Genomic DNA, 25,324 nt, shown 5'->3' with positions numbered 1-25,324 from the left:
AGAGGGAAGCGATGGAGCGAATCCGTGGAGTCAACCTTTCGGGATGGTTCATACCCGAGCCGTGGGTCACCCCCTCGCTGTTCGCCGCCACAGGTGCTTCGAACGAAGTTGAGCTGCAGGTCGCGCTCGGCTCGGTTGCCTACAACGAGCGCATGCGCCAGCATTATGAGACGTTCATCACCGAGGATGATTTCCGCCGCATGTCGGCTATTGGCCTCAATGCAGTGCGCCTGCCGGTGCCGTGGTACGCCTTTGGCTCTCAGGGTGATGGCGAGGTCTACATCCCGCTCGTCGATTATATCGACCGTGCCTTCGAATGGGCGAAGAAGTTCGGTATGCAGGTGCTGCTCGATTTGGCAACGGTTCCGGGCGGCCAAGGAGATTCGAATAATTCTCGGAGCACGCCGGAATCCACGGTCGATTGGCATTCCTCGGCCAACGGGCGGCACATCGCTCTCGGTGTGCTCGACCGCCTGGCTACGCGATATGGCATGCGCGCGGAGATCATGGGCATCGAGCTGCTCGACTCGCCCATCATGAGCGTGCGCAAGAACCTCTTCACCACGACCGATGGCATACCGAGTCACTACTTGCGGAACTTTTACCGCGACGCCTACGGAATCGTGCGCATGCACATGCCTGAAGAGAAGATGGTAGTTTTCTCGGCCTCTGGCTATCCGTCTGCATGGAAGCATTTCATGCGGGGCGACCAGTATAAGAACGTGTGCATGGACGTTCACCTGTACCATTACCGCGATGAGATGGCGATTGACATCACGACGCCCAAAGGCCTCTCGTCTGCGATCGCGCGCAACAGGCGGCTGATTAAAGAGGCTCGTGCGGCGGGTTTCCCGGTCATCGTCGGCGAGTGGTCCGGAGCCGCTGTGTTCTCGAACGTGTCGGTCACGCCCGAGGGCCGCGCAGCATACGAGCGCGTGTTCATCTCGAACCAGATGGCTTCGTTTGCGGATGCCTATGGCTGGTTCTTCCAGACTTGGAAGACCGAGAAGCGCATAGCGGCATGGGACGCCCGCGCTGCGCTCGGTACGCTCGAGCGCGCGATGCTCGACTAGCGAAACCTCATAGACGTTATGGCTAACCAGGGAAAACTCTTCATTGTAGGAACGCCAATCGGCAATTTGGGCGACCTCTCGCCCCGAGCGGTCGAGGCGTTCCGCGCGGCCGACGCCGTGTGCTGCGAAGATACGCGTGTGACGGGGAAGCTGCTCTCGGCGGCGGGCGTGTCGCGGCCGCTCATTCGCTGTGACGAGAACGTGATTGCTGGGCGCGCCCCTTCCTTGGTCGATCGCATGCTGGCGGGCGAGACGCTCGCCTTTGCATCCGATGCGGGCATGCCGGGGGTGTCGGACCCCGGGCAGGTGCTCGTGGACGCGGCGCGAGAGGCGGGCGTGTCGGTGGAGGTCGTTCCCGGTCCGGTGGCATGTGTGACAGCGCTTGTTGCATCGGGCATACCTTGTGACCACTTCTTTTTCGAAGGGTTCCTGCCGCGTAAGGCGGGCGAGCGCGTGCGACGCCTGCAGCAGCTCATGACGGTGCCGGGAGCGCTTTTGTTCTATGAGTCTCCCCATCGCGTCGCGGCAACGCTCGAATCCGTGGCCGGCGTGTTCCCGACGCGCGTTGCGGCGCTTTGCCGCGAGCTGACAAAGCTGCATGAGGAAGTGCTCCGCGCTCCCGCGCCAGAGCTCGCTTCGCAGGTAGCGGATCGTATCGAGGCGGGCGTGCCGGTGCGCGGGGAGTGCGTGGTCGTGGTGGCTCCGCCGAGTGCGGAGGAGCAGGCCGAGATGGCCGCCCGCACAGCGGCGGGCATGAGCGTGCTTTCCGTGGATGGAGCCGCGCCAGATCCCGAGGAGGCTTTGCGCGCGGATATCGCCGAGGGGCTCGCTTCGGGGGAGCCGGCCAATGCCCTGGCCAAGCGCCTCGCCCAGAAGTACTCTCGCCGCAAGCGGGAGGTCTACGCCCTCATCCTCGCATCAGAAGGCGCGATGTGATAAATCGAACCCGGTTTGTTTTATCACTCTCTCAGATTGAGGCAGAATGATAAAACAAACCGGGTTCGTTTTATCATTCTGCGCCCAACGTTCGCCTGCGGTATCATTATCCCCTGCACGTCAGCCCGTCATGAGGGAGAGGACCGCACCGTTATGGAGCATTCGAAGCCTTCGTATTACATCACGACACCCATTTACTATGTCAACGCCAAGCCGCACCTGGGCACGGCGTACTGCACCGTTCTTGCCGACGTGCAGGCTCGTTTCCAGCGCGCATGCGGTAAGGACGTCAAATTCCTTACCGGCATGGATGAACATGGCGAGAAGGTTGCCGAGGCGGCCGAGAAGAACGGGTTCGATTCTCCGCAGGCATGGTGCGACTCCATGGAGCCCGCCTTCCGCGATCTGTGGGAGACGCTCGAGATTTCTAACGACGACTTCATTCGCACCACGCAGCCTCGCCATATTGCGAGCGTGCAGAAGTTCCTGCAGGCATTGCTGGATCGGGGTTATATCTACAAGGGCTCGTATGATGGCTGGTACTGCCGTCCGGAGGAAACCTACTTCACCGAGACGCAGGTGCGCCACCATGAGGAAGACCGCGTGGCGGCTGGAGAGTCTCCGGCCGATCCGGCGCATCCGCTCTGCCCGGATTGCGATCGCCCGCTCGAGCGCATCGAGGAGGAGAGCTGGTTCTTCAAGCTTTCCGAGTTCCAGCAGCCGCTCCTCGACTTCTACGAGGCCCATCCCGATTTCATTCAGCCGGAAACGCGCAAGAACGAGGTCATCTCGTTCGTAAAGGGCGGTCTCAAAGACCTTTCCATCAGCCGCTCCACATTCGATTGGGGCGTGCCGTTCCCCTTTGACGACAAGCACGTTGCCTATGTGTGGGTCGACGCGCTCATCAACTACCTTTCTGCCGTTGGGTATGGTGCCGAGGGCGATGAGGCTGCCGACAGCCTCGCGTTCCGCTGGCCCGCGCAGGTCCATGTGGTTGGCAAGGACATCATCCGCTTCCATTGCGTCATTTGGCCGGCGCTCCTCATGGCGGCGGGCCTGCCGCTGCCCGAGCGGGTGTTCGTTCACGGCTTCTTGACCGTGCGCAACGAGGAGACGGGCAAGGCCGAGAAGATGTCGAAGAGCCGCGGCAACGCTATCGCGCCGGAGGAGGTCATCGATCTTCTGGGTGTGGAGGCGTACCGTTATTACTTCATGAGCGATGTCGCGCACGGCACGGATGCACCGATCAGCTGGGGCCGCATGCGTCAGGTTTACAACGCCGATTTGGCCAATAGCTGGGGAAACCTCGTAAGCCGTACGCTCAACATGAGCATGAAGTACTTCGATGGGTGCTCGCCGGCGCGCCCGGTGGACCTGGGCGGCGCATCGCCTGTGCGCGATGCCTGCGAGGGCGTGTTCGACCGTTATGCGCAGGCGATGGAGGCTATGGACTACGGCACCGCCGCATCCGAGGTGCTTGCGATTGTCTCGGCCGCTAACCACTACATCGAGGACACGGCGCCGTGGGCGCTTGCAAAAGACCCCGAGAAGGCCGGTGAACTGGCGAGCGTGATTTGGAATCTGCTCGAGGTCATCCGCATCGCGAGCGAGCTCTATGATCCGTTTATGCCGAAGATCTCGGCCGAGGTTCGTCGCCGCCTGGCGCTCGATCCGGAGCCGTCGCGCGACCTTCGTGATGCCTGCGAGTGGGGCGGCCTGGTGGGTGGCCAGCCCGTCGAGAAGGGCGAGCCTCTCTTCCCGCGCTTGGTCGACTAGCCGCAACGGAACGCCTGCCGCTTTGCTCAGGTCGGCAGCATTGCGTTTTTTTTGGTTCTGGTTTGCTGCGCCCTTCTGCGCCGAATTGCAGGAGGGCGCTTACATGGTATCGGTGTTTTTAGATTGGAAAAGCCGATCTTGGCTAAAAATGTCGATTTATGGCGCTCGGTGTCGCGGGGATAGCGATGGATGCCGCGGTTTGGAGCCAATCTCCTGAGCTTTATTGATGCTTTTGCGGCTTTTGGCTGGTTCAAGGGGCGATCGGACTGCATAGTGTGGGCTACGCTGCCATTCCCAGCGCCATAAATCGACATTTTTAGCCAGAATCGGCTGAGGACGATGCTTTTGCGCGAAGCGCCGCGATGAAAGGAGCTCCCATGACCATATCTCCGCTTGCCAGCCTCTCCGCTACGCGCGAGCTGCTTAATGAGTTTGGCCTCGCCACCAAGCATCGCTTCGGGCAGAATTTCCTCATCGACAACCATGTGATCGAGCGCATCTGCGAGTTGGCGGAGCTTACCGGCACGGAGCGCGTGCTCGAAGTGGGGCCGGGCATCGGAACGCTTACGCTGGCGCTCGTGCAAGAAGCGGCGCGTGTCGTATCCATCGAGATGGACAGCGCGCTCGAGCCGGTGCTCGATGCGCACGCGGCAGACTATCCCAACTTCCGCTACCTCATGGGCGACGCTCTTCGCGTGTCGCCAGAGCGCATCGTGGAGGCAGCGGGCGCCCCGCCGACGCATTTCGTGGCGAATCTACCCTACAACGTGGCAGCGACCATCATCTTGGACTTCTTTGAGAAGATGCCCGACCTCGAGCGCGCCGTCGTGATGGTGCAAAAGGAGGTCGCCGACCGCATCTCCGCACAGCCCGGCAGCAAAGACTACGGGGCCTACACCGTCAAGCTTTCGCTCTTTGCACAGGTAACTGGCCGGTTTGAGGTGCCCCCGCGCTGCTTCATGCCAGCCCCGCACGTCGATTCCGCCGTGGTGCGGCTCGATCGCCTTGGGTGCGAAGCGGAGGGCCTTGTTGCGAGCGCCGACGCTGGCTTCGTGCAGGCACAACATGGCTCAGATACAGCGGACTTCGTTTCCAAGGTGTGCCGAGTGGTCGACGCGGCGTTCGCGCAGCGACGCAAGACCATCAGGAATTCCATGGGATCAAACGGGTTTGCCAAAGATGCGCTCGACGCCGCATTCGAGGCCACGGGTATCGCGCCGACCTCTCGTGCCGAGACGCTCTCAACCGAGCGATTCGTTGCGCTTACCCAGGAACTTGCTCGCCTGGGTGGGCTGCCCGAACCGGGAACGCGGGGCAGGGGAAACCGATGACTTCCGCGCCGCTTTCGTTCGCCAAAACGGTCAAGAAAAAGCAGCGTTCCTTTGAGCTTCCCGCACCCACGGCCCCGCTCGCCGATACCCATGCGCACCTCACCTGTTTCTGGAACAAAACGCCCGCCGAGGTGCTTGCACGCGCCGCTCGCGCGGAAGTGCGTTCGCTCGTTACGCTCTGGGACCCCATCGCAGACGACTTTGATTCCTTTCCTGCATTTCGCGCATGGCTTGCCGAACAGCTCGCCGTGGCGCGTGAGCAGGCGGAGCTAGATGGCTCGCCCCTCGACCTTTTCGATAACGTCCGATTCCTTGCGGGTGTGCATCCCTATGGAGCACTCGATTTCATGAGCCGGGAATCCCAGGTGCTCTGCCAGCTCCGCGAGGCGCTTTTAGATCCGCTGTGCGCGGGGATAGGCGAGATTGGTCTCGACTACCACTTCGACGCGGATGACAACATCGAAGCGGCTCCGCATGACGTTCAGATTGCTTGCATGGAATCGCAGCTCGCGCTTGCCAGCGAGAACGGGGTTCCCGTCGAGCTGCATCTGAGAAACGATGCGGGCGACGAAGCTCGCGAGGCGCACGCAGATGCCTACCGCGTGCTGCAAGAGCACGGCGTGCCGCAGGCTGGCTGCGTGCTCCACTGCTTTACTGAAGACCTGCCCACTGCGGAGCGCTTTTTTGGTCTTGGCTGCTATATAGCGTTCGGCGGGGCTGCGACGTTCAGGCGCAACGAGGGCATTCGCGAGGCATTCGCCGCCTGTCCGCTCGATCGCATCCTGTTCGAAACAGATTGTCCTTATATGGCCCCCGAACCCATTCGAGGGGTGGAGTGCGAGCCCGCGATGATCGGATTCACCGCCGATGCGCTCGCCCACGACCGTGCCGAGCGCACGGGCGAGGCCCCCACAGCCATCGCGCAGGCAGCATACGATAACGCCCGCGCGCTCTTCGCCTGAAACGCATCGTGAATCGCAGACACCGGGTGTTGGCGTTTCAATGCGATCGTCTTCGATCGCGCCGAGCGTGCGGGCGAAGACCCTGGACTGGTCGCGCGTGCCGCATGGGAGAACGCACGCCGTCTGTTCTACTAAATCGATGCCTCCAGAGCGGGTATAACAACTGCACGAAACGATGCTGAGAAGCGGGGGCTTTCCATGGCGAAGACAAAGGGTGCAAAATCGGCGGCGAAAGAGGCAGAGAAGAGTGCTCGCAAGCGCGCGAAAGCTAGCAGGAAGATGAGGGAACGGGCGGATGCATCGCTCGATGCCGATGCCCGCGTAAGCGAGGAAGCCCGGCGCAAGGCATTGAAGCGCGAGCTGAAGAAACACGGGAAGGCGAAGAAGGACGCGCGTGCCATCATACGAGAAGAGGCGCGCGAGCATGCCGAGGCCAGCAAGGCCATTCGCAGGGAAACCGATCGAGCCATCAAGAGCATTGCCGCTCAGGCGGCTGTTGATGCGGCGAATACTGCCGCCCAGACCGCCGCGCGCGCGGCGCAAGAGGCGGCGCGCCACCTCTCGCCGCGCTACTCTGCCCCACGTCCTGTCGCGGGGCGCACGGCGCTGGGGTCGTGGGACCTGCACAATCACTCGGTCTTCTCGGACGGCTCTTGTACGGTCGACGAGCTCATTGCTGGGGCGCGGGCGGCAGGCCTCACGCGCATTGCCATTACCGATCACGACTGCCTCTCCCAGCTCTCCTTTATTCGCGCGAGGTCGCGCGAGCTAAGTTTTCCGGTGCTTGCGGGCGTCGAGGTGTCGGCGCACGATCCGGCGACGGGGCGCAAGGTGCACGTCCTGGGCTTTGGGCTGGAGGCGACCGCAGACGGTTCAGGGCCGGTTGAGCGGCTCGTCGCGCCCACGCTGTTCGCGCGCACGGCGACCAGCCTATGGCAGGCATGGGTACTCAAGCGCGAAGACGTTGAGTTCTCCGGTCACAGGCTCTCGTTCGACGAGGTGTACGATGTCGCGAGGGCAAGCACGGGCATCTACAAGCAGCACATCATGGAGGCCCTCACGCGGCGCCCGCATACCGACCCCGATTACCAGTTCTGCTATCAATGCTGGTTCAAGGGAGATAGCCCGGCGAATCGCACCGTCGAATATCCGACGGCGGTCGAGGCGGTGCGCGCCATCCGCGAGCAAGGGGGCGTGCCGGTTCTTGCGCATCCGGGGCAGACGAAGTCGTGGGCCATCGTTCCGGAGCTCGTTGGCGCAGGGCTCATGGGTATCGAGGCGTTCCATCCGGACCACGGGCCCGTTGAAGAGGGGCTGGCATTCGAGCTTGCCGAGCGTCTTGGCCTCTTCGTGACGGGCGGCAGCGACTACCATGGCAAGTACGGTAGCTCTCCCGCGCTGGGAACGAGCTTCGTGTGCCCAGAAGAGGCGGGGAGCAAGGTCGAGGGGCTGTTTGCCAGCGAGGCCGCGCTTTCGTAGCTCGCATTCACGCGCATGCTGCGCCTTGGGCGCGGGGTGATGGCCCCGGTTTCTGCTGCGCCTTGAGCGCGGGGAGATGGCCCCGGTTTCTGCTACGCTTTGGGCGCCGGGCACTGGGGCCGGGCGATAATCTCAATCTCCGCTACGCCTTGGGCGTCGTGGCGATGACCTCGGTTTCTGCTACGCCCGGCTCTCCCGTGAAGAAGCGCGTGAAGCGGTCGAACTGCACAAGGAGCCATTCAAGCGGCGAGGGGCCCCGGACTTCCTCTGCGGCTACGAGCTCAACGGAGGCGAGCTCCGTTTCTCCCTGACAAAGCGCGAGGGTTCCTGCATGGTCGCCGCGCTGCACGTCGCCAGAAAAATCGACGGTATCGACCTTGAGCGAAATATCGCCCTCGAGGTCGAAGTAGCTAACGGTAGCGTTGGCGTCGGCAACGGTGGCGTCGACGGTCTTGTCGGTCCAATCCGTATCGGTCACGCGCGCAATGAGCGGGTCGCCGTCGGGCGTGAGCTTGCTGCTCTCAAAGAGCGGAACGGTTTTGAGGTGCTCGTAGTACCAGTTAGCGAGCGTTAGGGTGTTGCTGAAGCGGGAATCGTTGTCGCTGCAACCCAAGACAACGACGTAGACCTCTTTCCCGTCGCGCTGGAACGTTCCCACAAAGCAGGTTCCCGCATCGTAGGTGGTGCCTGTCTTCCCGCCCACGTTGCCCTCTTGTCCAAGGATGTCGTTGCGCACCTTGAAGGTGACCTCGCGCTCGGCGCCGTCGGCGCCGGTTACCGTGATGGTGTTGTCGCCGCTGCCATCGATCTCGCGGAACGTGTCGTTTTTCATCGCGTAGCTAAACATCGTTACCACGTCGCGCGCGGAGGCGTGCATATCGCCAACCCAGTCTCCGAAGTCAAGCCCATGGGGATTGGTGAACGTGGCGTCCATGCCCAGCTCGGCAGCCTTGTCGTTCATCGCCTGGATGAAGGTTGCGTACGGGTCGGTACTCGTAGGGTCGATGATTGCTCCCACGGTCGTGGCGATGGCCATGGCGGCGTCGTTGCCCGAAGGGATGAGGAGCGCCCTGAGCGCTGTATCAAGGGTGAGCGTGTCGCCTTCTTGCAAGTGGGCGGTCGACTCGCCCACCGTGGCCGCTGCGTGATCGACGGTTATCGTGGTGGAGAGGTCGGCGTTTTCGAGCGCAACGATGGCGGTCATGACTTTGGTGATCGAGGCGATCTTGGTTTGCGTGTCGGCATCGCGTTCAAAATAAACGGTTCCGTTCGGGTCCATGACGATTGCCTGTGCTGCTTCGATATCGGGAAGATCGGCGCCGGCGAGCCCGCGCTCTTCCGCCGTGACTCCGCAGACGATGTCCGTCATGCGCGTTTCCGCTCCGGCGAGGGCGGGCGTGCCAAGCAGCACGCAGCATGCGAGACTCAGGACCGCGAGAAGCCGCGGCATGAGGGCGCGGGCGCTATGGGCATGGCGCGCGGGGAGCTGGAATGATTCGAGCACGGTTCCTCCTTGTGGCGCGAGGCGGGCGCATCGAGTGGTGGCTGCGCTCCATTATACGGTTCTGCGGCGAGCGCATCGCGCGTGGTACGACTCGTTGAGGCAAGGCTCCGTATCGGGCGGTACGCGCGCTCGGAGGTGGGGCAGTCCCACAGGCGCTTTGCAGGTGGACGGCACGCGCGTTCCTTGTTATGGGCAGTTTCGCGTATGCGCGGCACGCGGGCTGTCCTGCACCGCCTCGCGCACCTCCGTTCCGCCTTACGTCCCGCATCATTCCGCCAACGGTATGGGAGAATGGTCGGAAAGCCGTTAAGCTTAACTTAAGCTTCGAGGGCTATCATGGACCCGACCTCCCCACGGGCATAATGGAAGGGGGGAAAGGAGCCATTCGGTGAAAACGCGTATCCTCGTCGTGGACGACGAGAAAACTATTACCGACCTCGTGGGCATCTATCTGCGAAACGAAGGCTACGAGGTACAGCTTGCCTATAACGGCGCCGACGCCGCCCAGGCCATTCTCACACAGGAATTCGACCTTGCGATTCTCGATATCATGCTGCCCGATATCGATGGGTTTGAGCTGCTGCGAACCATTCGTACAGACTATACCTATCCGGTTATCATGCTTACCGCGCGCGATTCGCAGAGCGACAAAATCGAGGGCCTGTCGCTCGGCGCAGACGATTACGTGGTTAAGCCGTTCCGCCCGCTTGAGCTTGTGGCGCGCGTAAAGGCGCAGCTTCGCCGATATACGAGCTATGGAAGCCGCGATCAAGCGGAGGAGCAGCAGCTCATCTCTATCAACGGGCTGGTGATCAACCCAGATGCGCGGTCTGTTACGGTGGACGAGAAGCCCGTGCGATGCACGCCGATCGATTATTCGATTCTGCTGTATCTGGCGGAGAATCGTGGCCGCGTCGTGCCGGTTGAGGACCTGTTCCGCGCCGTGTGGAACGAAGAGTTCATGGCGAGCTCCAACAATACGGTGATGGTCCATATTCGCCATCTGCGCGAGAAGATCGGTGACGACGCGCAGAACCCGCGCTTCATTAAGAATATCTGGGGCGTGGGCTACACGATTGAATAGGACATTCGAGGTGGCAGCCGCAGCGGCGGCTGACGGCCTCGTTTTTCGTTGACTGTGCGCCGGCCGGTCGGCACCCTCGTTTTGCGTTGACTGTGCGCCGGCGGCTGACTGCCCCGTTCGATGTCAGTGATGCGCCTGCGGCGGCAGGCTGCTCCGTTCGATGCCGGCGATGCGCCGGCGGCTGTCGGCGGCCCCGCTTGGTGTCGGGCGTGCCTCAGCGGCGGTCGGCAGGCTCGCACGACGCCGGAGTGCGTCGAAGGCGCGCCCGCTCAACTCATCTTCCATGCCGTTTTACGCAGTAAGAGCGAATTTCGTGCCTCTTATTGCGTAAATCGGCATGGAAGATGCATTTCAGCGAGCATTAATGAGACGGGCGACAACCGGGCCACGTGTTCGATCGTGGTCTCTCGTCGCAGCACGACCCCGCTCGCCAGCGTTTCCAAGCGCACCGTTCTCAATCGTGTCGTGCGCTCGTAGCGCCCAAGCGAACCGGCCTCATCTGCATCGCTCACTTGCGGGCGCATGCGGCGCCCAGGCGCATCGAGTTGGAGAGCCAAATTAACTAAGTCTTCAGTATCCAGCGAAAGCGGGCTTTTTATACTGGAACAAACAACCCGATGCAAGGTCTCAGCGATGCGCCTGCAATGCTCGATGCAAGGTGTGCGCGCTGGTGTAATTCGAGGAGCACGCAATGAAGCTAAACGATATTGCCCAAAGAAGGCCTGCTCATCCCCCTATTAGTCCGCTCACGGGGTTGCCGAATACTCCTGAGGCCGTTTCCGGTACAGCAGCGCCGGGCTCCGCAGGGGCCGCTGCTTCCGATTCTCCCAAGGCGACCGTTCCACCCGCGGCAGCACCCAACCTTCACAATAAGGAGCGCGACCCCGCTTATATGGGTACGGATGGGGAACGGGGCTTCTCGTCCGAACAAGAGCCTGCTTCGGTGCCACCCGTTTCGGCATGGGGCTCCGCTCCGGGGGATGCTCCGGCATGGGCATCCGCTTCGGCTTCGGTGGCACAGCCTCCCGTTTCCGCCGCCACCGATAACGACGCCCTGTTTGAGCGCTTGCAGGCAGCCGCGGGAAGCCGCGTGGTTGCAACCGCTATCCTCTTCGCCCTGTTATTCGCCATCGTAGGGCTCGATGAGCTCATGCTCTTCCTCGTCATGTTCTTCGTTGGATATCTGTTGCTCGACCGGTTTGTCAACGTGCGCCAGTGCATCGTCTTGGGCGGTGTGGCGTGGCTTGTGGTTATCTTGCTGGGCAACCTCGTTATCGGCAGCACGTCGGTGCCCATTTTCTTCAGCATTGATTATCTGTTTATGTTTTGCGGCTTCCTCTTTGCGCTCGCAGTGTGCATGGCGTTTTTTATCGGGCGTGCAATGTACGAGCATGGCGTGGCGCGCGGCCAGGAGGAGGCAGATCGCTCCATCGCGATGCATATCGTGGGGCGTCTTATCGACCATCCCGACGATTGGAGCGGCCTCGACGGTGACTATCTTGAATGCGAGAGCGCTATCAACCGTGTGCGCGAGCGGCAGCGCGCGGTAGAGAGTGCGGGGCGCGATGAGGCCCGCCGTAAGGACGATCTCGTAACCTATCTGGCCCACGATCTTAAAACGCCGCTTGCGAGTGTGGTCGGGTACCTTTCTCTTCTTGAAGAGGCTCCCGATTTGCCTGCTGAACAGCGCGTGCACTTCACGGGCATCGCGCTCGAGAAGGCGCATCGCCTAGATGCGCTTATCGAGGAGTTCTTCGATATCACGCGGTTCGATTTCCATGACATCGTGCTCACGCGAGGGTATGTGGACCTCAACCTCATGTTGGGCCAGGTGGTTGACGAGTTTTACCCGACCCTCACCGAGCAGGGAAAGACCGTTGATCTTGAGGTGCCCCTGGGGCTCACGGCGCTCATCGACGGCGATAAGATGGCGCGCGTGTTCAACAACGTTATGAAAAATGCCATCGCCTATAGCTACGAGGGCTCGGCGATTCGCATCACAGCCGAGCGGGCGGGCATGGAAGATGACATGGATGCGAACGCTGCCGAAGGCCCGGCTGTGGCGAGCGGGGCTGCTGCGAAGGTGGTCGCGGCCGCAGAGCACACGGACACACCGAGCGGGATTGCAGCGGCGAAGCATGCGGGCACGACGAGCGGGGCCGTGGCGGCGAAGCGCGCGGCTGCAACAAAGGTGGCCGCAGGAGAGCCCGCGCGTGCCAAGGATGCCGGAGAGGTCATCATCCGATTCGAGAACCAGGGAGACCCCATTCCGGAGCCGAAGCTCAAGGTGATCTTCGAGAAGTTCTATCGCCTCGATGCAGCGCGTGCGACCAATCGTGGCGGCGCTGGCCTCGGCCTCGCCATCGCCAAGGAGATCGTGACCGCGCACGGCGGCGCCATCTCGTGTGAGTCCACACCGGAGCATACGGTGTTCACGATCGTGCTCCCTGCGTAGGTCCGTCTTTATGTCCAACGAGGGGCTGCGCAAACGGGGGCTGCTCCTCATTTAGCATGAGCGGGGGCGGGCGTGCCGCGCGCAACGCCCTCGAAGACCGACCGGCGTGGCGGGATTGAGGACGGCCCCTGTGGGGATAGGCGGCCCGCGCGCAACGCCCCGTAGGGCTCTTTACATTCCCTTGACAATGCCCTTTCAGCAGGATAAACCGCAGCGCGTACCATCTGGTAACCATAAGGACTACCTTCAGCCGGCATAATGTAAAGCCGGTGTATGATGGAGCGAGAACATACCGCGAGAACGCGACGCTTCTGCTGGTGATGGGCTCTGGCAAACGGGCGCGCATCTTGTTTGGAGTGACGGCAGCTATGATTTACTACGTCGAGGACGACGACAATATCCGGGGTCTCACGCTCTATGCGCTGCATCAGCAGGGCATAGAGGCCGAGGGCTTCTCTTGCGACAGCGAGTTCAAGGCCGCTGTGGCGCGCCGCGTGCCCGATGCGGTGCTTCTCGATATCATGCTGCCTGACACCGATGGCCTCGAGATTCTCCACCGCCTGCGCGCAGACCAAGAGACCGCCACGGTGCCCATCATGATGCTCACCGCCAAGGACACCGAGCTCGATAAGGTTGTTGCTCTCGATGGCGGTGCAGACGATTACCTCACCAAGCCCTTTAGCCTCATGGAGCTCACGAGCCGCTGCCGGGCGCTCCTGCGCCGCGGCGGCATGATCAAGAAGACGAGCGACGTTCTTTCGAGTTCCGGTATCGTGCTTTCCCCAAGCCATCGCGAGGTTACGGTCGACGGCAAGCCCGTCAAGCTCACGCTGCGCGAGTTCGACCTGCTCGAGTATCTCATGCGCAAGCCAGGCGTGGTGTTTAGCCGCGAGGCGCTGCTGCAGAGCGTGTGGGGCTGGGACTTTGACGGTGGCTCGCGCACGGTCGACGTGCACGTGCAGACGCTCCGCCAAAAGCTCGGCGACCGATCGAGCTGCATCGAGACCGTTCGCGGCGTGGGGTATCGCTTTACCGACCACGTGGCGTAGGCGCTCGGTGTGTGGGGCCGGCGCAGAGGAGTTAGCCCATGAGCCCGATCGGGAGTAAAAAATCACTGTTCAGGCGCGTGTTTGCAACCATCTTTTGCATCGCGCTCTTGGTGGTCGCGATTTTCACCTTGGCGGGGGCCGGTTACCTCCAGGGCAACGTGGCCCGCGTTACGCGTAGCGAGTTGCGCGACGAGACGCGAATCGTCGCTGCGTCCCTCAACGAAACGGTCGACGATATCACGGTGCTCGAGCGCCTGTCCCTCGATGGCAAGCGCGTCACGCTTATCAACCCCGACGGCTCGGTCCTGTACGACAGCGAAGAGCCTGCGGAGGAAATGGAGAACCACGCGAACCGCCCCGAGGTTGCCGATGCGATCGAGACCGGGAGCGGATCGTCGGAACGCTCGAGTTCTACGCTGGGCGAGATTATGCTCTACGAGGCGGTTCGCCTCGATAACGGCACCGTGGTTCGCCTTGCGCAGGAGCAGGACGGCATCTTGGCGATTCTCGCCTCGATGGCGCTTCCTATTGTGCTGCTGGCTGTCGTGTTGCTGCTCGTTTCGTTCGTGGCGGCGCGCCGGTCGGCTAGCTCGATCATCGCTCCGCTGCTCGAGGTCGATCTGGATCATCCCAAGCGCAACAGCGAGGATGTGTATTCCGAGATGGAACCTATGCTCAATCGTATCGAGAGCCAGCGTCAAGAGCTCAAGCGCCAGATGCGCGTGCTCGCCGACAACGATCGCATGCGCCGCGAGTTCACGGCAAACATCACGCATGAGCTCAAGACGCCGCTCACGACGATTTCCGGATACGCCGAGCTCATCGCCGGTGGCATGGTGGCCGACGAGGCCGATTTGCGTGACTTTGGCAGCCGCATCCATCGTGAGGCCGGTCGCCTCACGTCGCTCGTGAACGATATTCTCACGCTCTCGAATCTCGACGAGGCCGAGCGCACGGATTCAGAGAACTCGGCCGACGTGCTCGGCTCCACCGAGCCGGTTGACGTGCCTCGTATGCTCGAGTCTATCTCGCAGCGCTTGGAGCAGGTTGCCAAGAAAGCTGATGTGACGATACTGCTCGAAACCAAGCCGGCGATGGTGGTTGGTGTGCCCCGCCTGCTCGACGAGCTTGCGTATAACCTGGCGAGCAACGCCATACGCTACAACCTACCGGGCGGTTCGGTCACGCTTTCGTGTGGAATCGACGAGGGGGGACATCCCTACATTCAAGTTATCGATACAGGCATTGGCATCGCGCCTGAGGAGCAGGACAAGGTCTTCGAGCGCTTCTATCGCGTGGACAAGAGCCGTTCGAAGGCGCGCGGCGGAACGGGCCTGGGCCTTGCCATCGTGAAGCATGCCGCGGTCTACCACGGCGCGAGCATCGATCTGGCAAGCGAGCTCGGCATGGGCACATGCATTACCGTGACCTTTCCCGTGCAGGAGCTGCCTGAGCTATAGGTACGGCATTGGGCCTGCGCCATCGAGCGTTGAGCTATCGTGCCCCGTTAGCAGACCCTGCTATTGGGCCCCGCTAGCAGACCCTGCTATTGGGCTCCGTCATCGCGCGTTGAGCTATCGTGCCCCGCTAGCAGACCCTGCGCCAGGCCCCGTCATCGGGCGTTGGGCTGTGGGCCTCGCAACCAGGCCCCGCAGACGAGCCCTGCGCGCGTTGCTCAATTGTCGTATGATGGCGGCATCCATCACAGGCGAAAGGTGTGCCGTGGAAACCACCGTCAAAATGAGTCGCGGGGCGTGTTCGCCGCAGGCGCACGATGACGCGTTTGCGGTTCGTCGTGCGGTCTTCATGGAAGAGCAGGGTTACGAGAATGAGTTCGAGCCCATTGATGAGGACCCCTCCTGCATCCATGTGGTTCTCTACGTTGAGAAGGATGTTGAGAGGGGGCTTGCCGGGTGCGCACGCGTGTTTCCCGAGGAGCTTGAGCACACGCTGAATCCCGGCATGCCTCAGTCGCCTGCATGTTCGCTTGATGCGGGCGTGCAACAAGGCGAGACCTACATCATGGGACGCGTTGCCGTGATGCCCACCATGCGTCGTCGCGGGCTTGCCCGGGAGCTGGTGCGCGCGAGCGAGCGCGCCGCGCGCGAGGCCGGCGCCCGCCTCATTAAGCTTCATGCGCAGGAGTACATTCGCGACCTCTACGCAGCTGAGGGCTACGAGCAGATCAGCGAGGTGGACTACGAAGACGAAGGCCAGCCCCATCTTTGGATGGCAAAGCGGCTGTAGAGCAAGGCCTGCACCGCCTTTGTGCCATTATGGGGCCCTAGGCCAGGTTCTCCGAGTTGGCCTTCCCCTAACCGCCCAACTGCTCATAGCGTTGTATCGATGGCATGAGCGTTGCGTAGAGCACTCGACGTCGAGCCTCGTAGGTAGCGCTGCGTAACCTTATGCGTTTTCCAAGGGAGTGCGCGATGTTGAGCATGAGCTTCTCGCAAAGATGCTCCTGCGCAAGATCCTCGTACCAAATATTGAGCACCGTGATGCCCGTGCCGGCGAGGCGATTCTGCCGGCGATCGTCGCGCGCCGTTCGTTCTATCGAATGCGCGCGCCGCCCCTTGTATTCTAGGCCCACTCTCTCCTTGTAAAAGAAAATGTCCACCCACTTTGGTCCATCGGCGGTCATAATTCGCTGGTTCATTTTCACCCTACCGAGGTTCCATCCACCCATGCAATGCGGGAGGCTTACCAGTAGGGCAGTAACGGTTTCCATGGGGGAGTGTGAACCGTCGGCGATAAGGCGGGCGAGCCGCCGAGCGCGCTTTGAGCCGTTCATACCAGAGCATCGTTCAAGAAAGGTGGATATCTTTTTCACGCTCGTTATAGGGGCATCTGTACTGGTGTAGCCGTCCCAGGAATCTTCCGATACATCGAGAACGTAGGTACCGCAGAGCTCAAATCCAATTCGCAACAGCTCGATGTCGTCGATATCGCGGGAAGCCGCAAGCTCGAGGAAGAGCAGCTCCGGGGTGACTACCAGCGTATCTTTGTTGAGAACGATGAGCGATCGTGCTGGAAGAGGATGGCGGTGCGTATGCCGAGCAACAAAGCGAGGGGCATGTCCGGTTTTGGTTTCACACAATACATGGCAAGGATGAGTCTTGATACCGTACCGTTTCAGGTCGTCCTCAAGCATGGGGCGCGGAGGCGCCGAGCAATCATTGAGCTTGGCGGTTCGTGGCTTATGCAGGATGTCCGGCGCGAGACGCCCACTTGCGCGGTATAGCTCAAGGGCCGATATGTTGCAAAAGCACTTCCTCATAGGCTAAGCATAGACGTGCTGTCAGCCGTTTCACGTGAACTGGTAAATACGAACCAGTCGAAATCCTGGTAAAGCTGACACAACAATAAACGGGTATGTCGTACGGTGCGTTTTTGTGAGCATGCCCTTCACACATGAGGAAGTGAGGTGAAGAAAGTCATGTGGTCTGCTGGTAACTACCATTGCGGGACCTTTTCGGGCCATCAGGATGGATCGGCCGGACAGGGGATGTTGAATGAGGGTCGGGGTCCTGACAAGTGGAAACAGCGCCTCGCTGGTGAGAAGGATTATAGATTATGGCGGGTTTGGCCAAATAGATACGAATGGTGGTAACTCCAGATAAAGTTTAAGGCGCGGTTGGTTTGGTGGAATTGTCGTTGCGCGCATCCAGCTGATTTTTCCCGAGGCAAGCGGCGAAATATGCTCAATACAAGGAAGCTCGACGCTTCTATAGAACCTTGCAAGAGGTCGCGAATTCCACCAATCGTATCTAATTGGCCAAAGCAGTTAAAAGATGGCAAAAGCTGGCTAAATATTATATCCAGGAGGTGCTTGCGGCCGGAACGTACGGGGAGAATAAGTCGTCACGGCGCCGAACAGCTAGGGGCTTACCTACATAGCCCCCGTTACGCATTTTGAAATGACTGTTGGCTCGATTATTTGATAATTTCATCCGGGTTGGAATTATCACGAGGAAATAACGTGAGCAGTGCATATATGAGCACAATAGGGATATAAAATCTAAGTCTCAACATGTTAGGTTTGTTGAGTGCTGTACGACCTGCTACTTAGTACGTGCCGCGCGCTCAACAAGCATCCACAGGGAGGAAGGGAACGCAGCGCATGCGCAAGTTCAAAACAGAGAGCAAGAAGCTCCTCGATCTCATGATCAACTCGATTTACACCAACAAGGAGATCTTCCTGCGCGAGCTCATCTCCAACGCGTCGGATGCAGTCGACAAGCTCAATTTCAAGAGCCTTACAGACGATAGCATGCAGGTCGATCAGGACGATCTTTCAATCCGTGTGAGTTTTGACCGCGATGCGCGCACCATTACCGTTTCGGATAACGGCATCGGCATGACGGCCGATGAGCTTGAGAAGAACCTGGGTACCATCGCCCATTCTGGCAGCCAGGAGTTCAAGACCGAGAACGCCGAGAGCCAGGGCGACGCGGTCGATATCATCGGTCAGTTTGGTGTCGGTTTTTACTCTGCGTTCATGGTGGCCAAGCGCGTCCGGGTGGTCAGCCGCGCATATGGCGAGGATGCGGCGAACGTGTGGGAGTCCGATGGCCTCGAGGGCTATACCATCGAGCCCGGTGAGCGTGCGGCCCACGGCACCGATGTGATTCTCACGCTGCGCGACAATGAACCCGGCAAGGACGGCGAACCCGGCGAGAACTATGACCGCTACCTGAGCGAATGGGCTCTCAAGGACCTTATCACGCGCTATAGCAACTACGTGCGCTATCCGATCCAGATGATGGTGACCAAGAGCCGCCAGAAGCCCAAGCCGGAAGATGCAGGCGACGATTACCAGCCCGAGTACGAGGACTATCAGGAGCTCGAGACTATCAACTCCATGACGCCGATCTGGAAAAAGCGCGCCTCGGATGTGGAGCAGAAGGATTACAACGAGTTCTACAAGAGCACGTTCCACGACTTCGAGGACCCGGCGCGCACCATCAGCTTCCATGCCGAGGGCGCGCTCGAGTACGACGCGTTGCTGTTTGTTCCCGGCCGCGCGCCGTTCGACCTGTACAGCAAGGATTACGAGAAGGGCCTGGCGCTTTATAGCTCCAACGTCATGATCATGGAGAAGTGCGCCGACCTGCTGCCGGACTATTACAACTTCGTTCGTGGCGTTGTGGATTCTGAAGACGTCTCGCTCAACATCAGCCGCGAGACCCTGCAGCATGACCGCCAGCTTCACGCCATCGCGCGGCGCATCGAGAAGAAGATTACGGACGACCTCTGCGACATGCGAGACAACGATCGCGAGGCATATGAGAAGTTCTTTGAGAACTTTGGTCGTGGCCTCAAGTTTGGTATTTACAACACGTACGGCGGCAAGGCGGACGAGCTTGGCGACCTGCTGCTCTTCTGGAGCGCCAAAGAGCAGAAGATGGTCACGCTCCGCGAGTACGCCGAGGCCATGCCCGAGGGTCAGAAGGCCGTCTATTATGCTGCCGGCGACGACCGCGAGCGCCTGAGCAAGATGCCCGTGGTGACGGGCGTGCTCGCGCGCGGCTACGACGTGCTGCTGTGCACGCAGGACGTTGACGAGTTTACCTTCCAGGCTATGCGCGAGTACGTGGCGCGTGACATGCCCAAGATCTATGAGGACGACGCCGCGCGTGACGCGGCCGAGAAAGCTCAGGCCGACGGCGCGGAGCCCGAGACCGAGGATCGCCACCTGGAGCTCAAGAACGTGGCGACGGGCGACCTCGATCTGGCGAGCGAGGACGAGAAGAAGGAGGCCGAGGAGGCTACCAAGGAGCACAGCGACCTCTTCGATGCGATGAAGGAGGCGCTTGGCGACAAGGTGGAGAAGGTCGCGGTCTCGTCACGTTTGGTGGGAGAGGGCGAAGCTCCCGCGTGCATCACGACCGAAGGCCCGCTTTCGCTCGAGATGGAGAAGGTCCTCAAGCGCGGTCCCGAGGGCGAGGCCGAGGGCCTGCCCAAGACCCAGCGTGTACTGGAGCTTAATGCAAAACATCCGGTGTTTACCAAGCTTGCAGCCGCACAAGATGCGGGCGATTCTGAGAAGATCGCGCTGTATGCCGGCCTGCTCTACGACCAGGCGTTGCTTGTAGAGGGCATTCTGCCTGAGGATCCGGTGGCGTTCTCGCAGCGCGTGTGCGAGCTGATGTAATGTCGAATCGGGGGTTGTCCTTAATTTGACATCGAACAATCCGAGAAACGAGAAAGGCCCCTCGGGGCCTTTCTCGTTATCGGGTGAGGTGGCATTTCCTGGCGTTTTTCCTAGAGGGTGGCCGCGTGCTCGAGCGGCTCGGTGCTCAGGTTCTGAAGCGCCGTCTGCCAGTTATGCCGCAGGTTTTCTCCCTGGTCGGCAGAGCGCGCCGAATTGGGTAGGCGCATGGCAGCTGGTGCTGCGGGTGATAGGCGGGTGGTGGAGCCGAGGAGGCCGGATCCTGGTGTCGGGGGGAAGGAATAGGGGTTCGCATGTCGGGTTGAGGCCCTGAGTTCCATGCGTGCTGCGTCTTTGGAAGAATGCATGCACGGCCTCCTCGTTCATCCACCGGTACGGGTGCATCCGCGTGCTGCTCTTGGATGCACAGCCCCATTATGTCCGCAAGGCGCAAGACAGTTACTTATGACATGCCTAAGAATCGCTTACATAAGCGTGGAGGCCCAATGCACGCGGTCACGCCGGCTCTGCACTGTTGCATAACACCATTCCGCCTGCCCGCTCGCCCACAATAGAATCAGGCTGTGCGCGCCGTGCGCACGCAGAGGAGAAAGGCGGTAGAGCCATGGCAAACATTCGCATCGACCCGGATACGATGGATCAGCGCGCGAGTCAGTATCGCACCGAGGCGCAGAACGTCGCCAACGTCATCTCGAACATGGACCGGCTGCTCGCCAACCTGCAGTCTGAGTGGGAAGGCGAGGCCAGCAAGTCGTACGCCAACCGCTATCAGACCGACTTCAAGCCGAACATGCAGAAGGCCCAGCAGCTTATCGAGGAAATCGCCTCGGCGCTTAACAAGACGGCCTCCCAGATGCGTGAGCAGGATGCTGCCATCGCTTCTGGCTTCGGAGCGTAACGCACATGATCGTCACCGTCCTGTCGCGCGATCGTCTTAACACGGTCGCGCTGCCCGCGAACGTAACCGGCGCCCATTGGATTGATGATGCCGACGGCACCCGTCTCGCTTTCATCGAGGCAGCAGATGGCATTTGGCACATCGAGCCCCATGCGCCCGTGCACGTTCGCGGGCGGGGCGGTGAACAGCATTGCGTGATTGAGCTCGAGCCTACGAAGCGCGCGGTCTTGAGCCTCGAGGGCGAGGCGGGTGCCGCGTGGAGCCTCATGTTCTATCCCGACAATCCCGGGTCTCGCCAGAGCCAGCTCTATGGGTTTGCCGGCGACATGCAGTTTACCGTGGGCCGCGGTCAAGACAACGCCATCGTGTACGACACGCAGTTCATATCCGAGCATCATGTGCGATTGACCTATCAGGGCGGGGCGTGGCAGGCCGAAGACCTCGATTCAACGAACGGCGTCTTTGTCAACGGATACCGCATTCGCCCGAATGAGCCGGTTGAGCTTTCGTTCGGCGATGTGGTGTCGCTGCTTAACCTGTATATCGTGGTCGGCTCGGGTTTGTTCTCGTGCAACAATCCCGGTGGCTTGGTTTCGATATCGCCCGATTTCGTGCGGTACCAAGCGGGGCGGCTCAAGGAGCGCGATGCCGTCACGCACCCCGACCGAGAGCTGTTCTACCCGTCGCTACGGTTTGCCCGCACCATCGAATCCAAGAGCTTCTCGGTCGATGCGCCTCCGCAGCCCGAGCCCGAGGACGAGACCTCGCTTGCCATGCGCATCGGCCCTTCGGCGGTCATGGCGCTCGTCTCGCTGTTGTCGCTCGCCATCATGCCGTCGGTGCTCACTGCGGGCATGGCGGCGGCGATGCTCACCGGTAGCGTCGTGTGGCCAATCGTCAACGGGCGCAGTCAGAAAAAGCGTCGAGCGCAAAAGGAAGCTCAGCGCCGTGCGGCGTATTCGCAATATCTCAGCCGCGTGCTCACGAGCATTTCGGAAGAGGAGGCGCTGCAGCGCGAGATACTGCAGGAGAACCGTATTTCGGTCCAGGAATGCTTGAATCGGGCATACACGAGCGACACGAGCCTTATGGATCGCACGTCGCTTCATGCGGACTATCTGCAGGTGCGCCTCGGTTTGGGCGAGGAGCCCCTGCAGGCAGACATTCGCTGGCCGGACCGGCATTTTAGCTTAGAAGACGACGAGCTGCGCCGCGCGGTAGACGAGCAGGCCGACGCGCCGCGCGTGCTCAAGAACGTGCCCATCGCGCATGCGCTTATCGAGAAGCCCGTGGTAGGCGTGATTGGCCCGAGCGATCGCGTGCGCTCGTTCGTGCGCGGCATGATTATCCAGCTCGCGGCGCTGCATAGCTACGAAGACGTCAAGCTCGTGGTGCTCGCCGACGAAGCCGAGCGAGGCGAATGGTCGTTCGCGCTGCACCTGCCGCATTGCTTTTCAGATGATCGGTCGGCGCGCTATGTTGCGTTCGGGCTGGAAGAAACCTCTGAGCTTAGCATGCTCATGGAACGCGTGCTCGAAGTGCGGCGGAATCAAGACCGCTCGTTTGAGGCGCGCGATGCGCACCCCTACTACGTGGTCGTATGCGCTTCGGAGGAGATTGCCGATAAGTCGGACATCGTCAAGGCGATTGCCGGCCTGCGCGAGAACCTCGGAATCTCCCTCATTGCTTGCGCGGACGAGATGCGCGATCTGCCGCGCGCGTGCCGGAGCGTGATCGGCTTGGAGGATCAGGGAGCCTACGTGCTCGATCGCGACGATCCTTCGGGTTCGCGCAAGCACTTCGCGCCGGATATCGAGGTGGGAGCAGAGCTCTGCCGCGGGTTTTCCTTTGCTATGGGCAAAATCCGGCTCGACATCAAGACCGAGGCGCAGCGCATTCCCGCGCGTTTGGGATTCTTGGAGATGGAGCGAGCCGGAAGCATCGAGCACCTCAGCATCGCTCAGCGCTGGCGCGAGTCCAACGCCTCCGCGAGCCTTGCCGCGCCGGTGGGCGTCGATGCCATGGGCGAGCCATTCCTGCTCAACCTGCACGAGAAGTTCCACGGTCCACACGGTCTCATTGCAGGAACCACGGGCTCGGGCAAATCCGAGTTCATCATCACGTACATCCTCTCAATGGCGGTTACGTATTCGCCCAACGACGTGGCGTTCGTGCTCATCGACTACAAGGGCGGCGGTCTGGCCAAGGCGTTCGACAACGAGCACGTGCGCCTGCCGCACCTGGCTGGCGTTATCACCAACCTTGACGGCGCGGCCATTACGCGCAGCCTCGTGTCCATCAAAAGCGAACTTAAGCGCCGCCAGGAGCTCTTCAACCGCGCGCGTGACATTGTGGGCGGAGACAATGTCGATATCTACACCTACCTGGATTTGTTCCGTCAGGAGCGCGTGACCGAGCCCTGTCCGCATCTGTTCATCGTGGCGGATGAGTTTGCCGAGCTCAAGCAGCAGGAACCAGAGTTCATGGACGAGCTTATTTCTGCGGCGCGCATCGGCCGCTCGCTCGGCGTGCACCTCATCTTGGCCACCCAGAAGCCATCGGGCGTGGTGAACGACCAGATCTGGTCCAACGCGCGTTTCAAGGTGTGCCTTAAGGTGGCAGATGAGGCCGATTCGCGCGAGATGATCCGCCGGCCGGACGCCGCGGCGCTCACGCAAGCGGGCCGCTTTTACCTGCTCGTGGGTTACAACGAGTACTTCGCGCTGGGCCAGGCGGCGTATGCCGGAACGCGCTATGTGCCGCAGAGCCGTTATACCGAGACAACCGACGAATCCGTCACGCTCGTGTCCGACACAGGGCGCCAGCTCGTTTCGGTAAAGCCCGACCGTGCGGTTGCCGCCGGCGAAGACAAGCCAGAGTCGGTCGCCGTTCTGCAGCTGGTGCAGCGGGTGGCGGACGAGGAGGGCGTGCATGCGCGCCAGCTGTGGCTCGAGCCGGTGCCGGCGCTCGTGACGGTGGACGGGCTCGCTGCTAAGTACCATGGCGAACCGGGCGGTTGCGCCAGCTCCCAGGAGTTCGACCTTAATCCCATCATCGGCGAGCTCGACGACCCCGAGCACCAGCGGCAGATGCCGCTCACCATGCCGCTCGTGAAGGGCGGCAACGCGCTGGTCTACGGCTCTGCAGATTCCGGCGCCGAACTGGTGCTCCATGCGGCGCTCTACAGCCTGCTGCGTACGTTTGGCCCTCAGGCGCTCAACGTGTACGCGCTCGATTTTGGCAGTGAGTCGCTGCGTGCGTTTGCCGAGGCTCCCCAGGTGGGCGACGTGATCTGCGTTGCGGACGAAGAGAAGGTTGGACGGTTCTTCGATTTCATGGGTGCCCTGCATACCGAGCGCCGCTCGATTCTGGCGTCGTACGGCGGGTCGTTCACGCGTTATCTGCAGGCAGGCGGAACCATGCCGGCGGTGTTGGTGATTGTCAACGATATCGCCGCGTTCATGGAGGCATACCCCAAGCAGGAGGACGCCATAGTGCGTTTCGTGCGCGAGGCGGGCCGCAACGGTATCTACCTCATTATGACCGCCGACGGCACCTCGTCGGTGCGCGTGCGCATGCGCCAATCGTTCCGCCAGGTGTTCGCCGTCAATTTGGCCGACTCGTCGGACTATTCGATGATTTTCGGGTCGATGCATGGTGTGGTGGAGCCGAATGGATTTGGTCGCGGCCTCGTGAAAACCGAAGAGGGCATCTTGGAGTTCCAAGCGGCGCATCTTTCGCAGAACGACGACGATTATGGGTATGCCGCTGCGCTCGCAACCGATCTGGCGCACCGTGCGGAGGCACAGGGGCTCAAGCGCGCGCGGTCGGTTCCCACCGTGCCGGAGCGCGTCACGCTCGAGGTGCTGGCCGCGCGCCAGATTCCTGCGGGCATGCTTCCCGTGGGCATCTACGAGGATACGCTCGGCGTTGCCGGGTTCGACTTCGAGGAGACGGCGATGGCCCGCGCTGTGTTCCAGCGCCGCCGCAACGGCATCTCGTTCATGCGGGCGCTCGTGTCAGCGACGGCGGCGAGCCCGGCGTGGGAGCTCTCGGTACTCGACATATCGCAGCTCTTGGGTGCCGAAAAGCCTTCGGGATGCGCTTACGCCACCCGCAAGCCCGAGCTCGCTGCGGGATATCTGCAGAACCTGCTCGCGCATGCCGCTGAGGCGGCGCCTGCGATGCGTCTGGTTATCGTGACCGGTATGGGCGCGCTGGTGAATACCGTGCCCTTCGACCAGGCCAACGAGTTCAAGCGCTTGCTGCAGGGTTTGCCGCTCGCCGGATCGGTGCGCATACTGCTCGTAGACGCGCAGGCCGATGTCTCCTACGGCTACGAGGACTGGTTCAAGGCGCACGTCTCGAACAAAGACGGCCTGTGGGTGGGCCCGGGCGTGGACGGTCAATCGACGATTTCGACCACATATACGCCGGGCCTTCTGCCCGATACCGCCATGCGCACCGCACGCGGTTACCTGGTCGATGGCGGCACGCCACGCCTCGTGCGCCTCGTAACTACAGAACAGCCTGATCCCGAGGAGGCTTCGCAGTGATCGAATGCTCCGACTCCCTGCCTCTTGGTTCGGCGGCGTGATGCAA

General features: G+C 61.3%; 16 protein-coding genes and 1 pseudogene. 15 read left to right on the top strand and 2 right to left on the bottom strand.

Features of this window, described 5'->3' with window-relative positions; genetic code table 11:
* Positions 1-11: 11 nt before the first annotated feature.
* The 6 genes from AC1VS5_RS00910 to AC1VS5_RS00885 all read left to right on the top strand — a co-directional run bounded on the left by AC1VS5_RS00910 (position 12) and on the right by AC1VS5_RS00885 (position 7,557).
* Complete coding sequence (locus tag AC1VS5_RS00910; RefSeq protein WP_144687303.1) at positions 12-1,073, top strand: glycoside hydrolase family 5 protein; 1,062 nt, start codon at positions 12-14, stop codon at positions 1,071-1,073.
* Positions 1,074-1,091: 18 nt separating this feature from the next.
* Complete coding sequence (gene rsmI, locus AC1VS5_RS00905; RefSeq protein ID WP_481217375.1) at positions 1,092-2,009, top strand: 16S rRNA (cytidine(1402)-2'-O)-methyltransferase; 918 nt, start codon at positions 1,092-1,094, stop codon at positions 2,007-2,009.
* Positions 2,010-2,162: 153 nt separating this feature from the next.
* On the top strand, positions 2,163-3,785 hold the full coding sequence (gene metG, locus AC1VS5_RS00900) for a methionine--tRNA ligase (protein ID WP_481217374.1): 1,623 nt from the start codon (positions 2,163-2,165) through the stop codon (positions 3,783-3,785).
* Between the two features lie 377 nt (positions 3,786-4,162).
* Positions 4,163-5,116, top strand: a complete 954-nt coding sequence (gene rsmA, locus AC1VS5_RS00895) for a 16S rRNA (adenine(1518)-N(6)/adenine(1519)-N(6))-dimethyltransferase RsmA (RefSeq protein WP_481217373.1) — start codon at positions 4,163-4,165, stop codon at positions 5,114-5,116.
* Positions 5,113-6,078, top strand: a complete 966-nt coding sequence (locus AC1VS5_RS00890) for a TatD family hydrolase (RefSeq protein ID WP_481217372.1) — start codon at positions 5,113-5,115, stop codon at positions 6,076-6,078. Before rsmA ends, AC1VS5_RS00890 begins: the two co-directional genes overlap by 4 nt.
* 198 nt (positions 6,079-6,276) lie before the next feature.
* On the top strand, positions 6,277-7,557 hold the full coding sequence (locus AC1VS5_RS00885; RefSeq protein WP_019127576.1) for a PHP domain-containing protein: 1,281 nt from the start codon (positions 6,277-6,279) through the stop codon (positions 7,555-7,557).
* Between the two features lie 142 nt (positions 7,558-7,699).
* On the opposite strand, the gene AC1VS5_RS00880 is transcribed toward AC1VS5_RS00885, so the two are convergent.
* Positions 7,700-9,061, bottom strand: coding sequence for a D-alanyl-D-alanine carboxypeptidase family protein (locus AC1VS5_RS00880; protein ID WP_481217371.1), 1,362 nt, complete (start codon positions 9,059-9,061; stop codon positions 7,700-7,702).
* A 388-nt stretch (positions 9,062-9,449) separates the two neighbouring features.
* Here AC1VS5_RS00880 and AC1VS5_RS00875 point away from each other — a divergent pair, with 388 nt between their 5' ends.
* The 6 genes and pseudogenes from AC1VS5_RS00875 (at position 9,450) to AC1VS5_RS00850 (ending at position 15,896) form a co-directional block, all read left to right on the top strand.
* The gene (locus AC1VS5_RS00875) at positions 9,450-10,145 is read left to right on the top strand and encodes a response regulator transcription factor (RefSeq protein WP_481217370.1); all 696 of its coding nucleotides are present in this window, start codon (positions 9,450-9,452) and stop codon (positions 10,143-10,145) included.
* Between the two features lie 691 nt (positions 10,146-10,836).
* A pseudogene (locus AC1VS5_RS00870) lies at positions 10,837-11,907 on the top strand (sensor histidine kinase); the annotation flags it as partial.
* A 57-nt stretch (positions 11,908-11,964) separates the two neighbouring features.
* Positions 11,965-12,600 carry a sensor histidine kinase gene (locus tag AC1VS5_RS00865; protein WP_481217398.1) on the top strand — a complete coding sequence of 212 codons (636 nt, stop codon included), beginning with the start codon at positions 11,965-11,967 and terminating at the stop codon, positions 12,598-12,600.
* A gap of 368 nt (positions 12,601-12,968) precedes the next feature.
* A complete protein-coding gene (locus AC1VS5_RS00860; RefSeq protein ID WP_019127580.1) occupies positions 12,969-13,649 on the top strand; it encodes a response regulator transcription factor in 681 nt (226 codons plus the stop codon).
* A gap of 38 nt (positions 13,650-13,687) precedes the next feature.
* Positions 13,688-15,109: a sensor histidine kinase gene (locus AC1VS5_RS00855; RefSeq protein ID WP_303213470.1), complete on the top strand. Its 1,422-nt coding sequence runs from the start codon at positions 13,688-13,690 to the stop codon at positions 15,107-15,109.
* Positions 15,110-15,371: 262 nt separating this feature from the next.
* Positions 15,372-15,896: a GNAT family N-acetyltransferase gene (locus tag AC1VS5_RS00850; RefSeq protein WP_481217369.1), complete on the top strand. Its 525-nt coding sequence runs from the start codon at positions 15,372-15,374 to the stop codon at positions 15,894-15,896.
* A 67-nt stretch (positions 15,897-15,963) separates the two neighbouring features.
* Here the strand turns inward: AC1VS5_RS00850 and AC1VS5_RS00845 are convergent, their stop codons facing one another.
* Positions 15,964-16,242, bottom strand: coding sequence for a hypothetical protein (locus AC1VS5_RS00845; RefSeq protein ID WP_481217368.1), 279 nt, complete (start codon positions 16,240-16,242; stop codon positions 15,964-15,966).
* 1,530 nt (positions 16,243-17,772) lie between these two features.
* On the opposite strand from AC1VS5_RS00845, the gene htpG reads away from it, so the two are divergent.
* From htpG to essC, 3 genes are all read left to right on the top strand, one after another.
* Positions 17,773-19,806 carry a molecular chaperone HtpG gene (gene htpG, locus AC1VS5_RS00840; protein WP_481217367.1) on the top strand — a complete coding sequence of 678 codons (2,034 nt, stop codon included), beginning with the start codon at positions 17,773-17,775 and terminating at the stop codon, positions 19,804-19,806.
* Between the two features lie 622 nt (positions 19,807-20,428).
* Positions 20,429-20,722, top strand: coding sequence for a WXG100 family type VII secretion target (locus AC1VS5_RS00835; RefSeq protein WP_022348880.1), 294 nt, complete (start codon positions 20,429-20,431; stop codon positions 20,720-20,722).
* 5 nt (positions 20,723-20,727) lie between these two features.
* Positions 20,728-25,278, top strand: coding sequence for a type VII secretion protein EssC (gene essC / locus AC1VS5_RS00830; protein ID WP_481217366.1), 4,551 nt, complete (start codon positions 20,728-20,730; stop codon positions 25,276-25,278).
* Positions 25,279-25,324: the final 46 nt, after the last annotated feature.

The sequence above is a fragment of the Enorma sp. genome, from assembly GCF_982429025.1.
The sequence above is the reverse complement of the archived record's forward strand: the minus strand, read 5'-3'. Positions and strand labels throughout refer to the sequence as shown.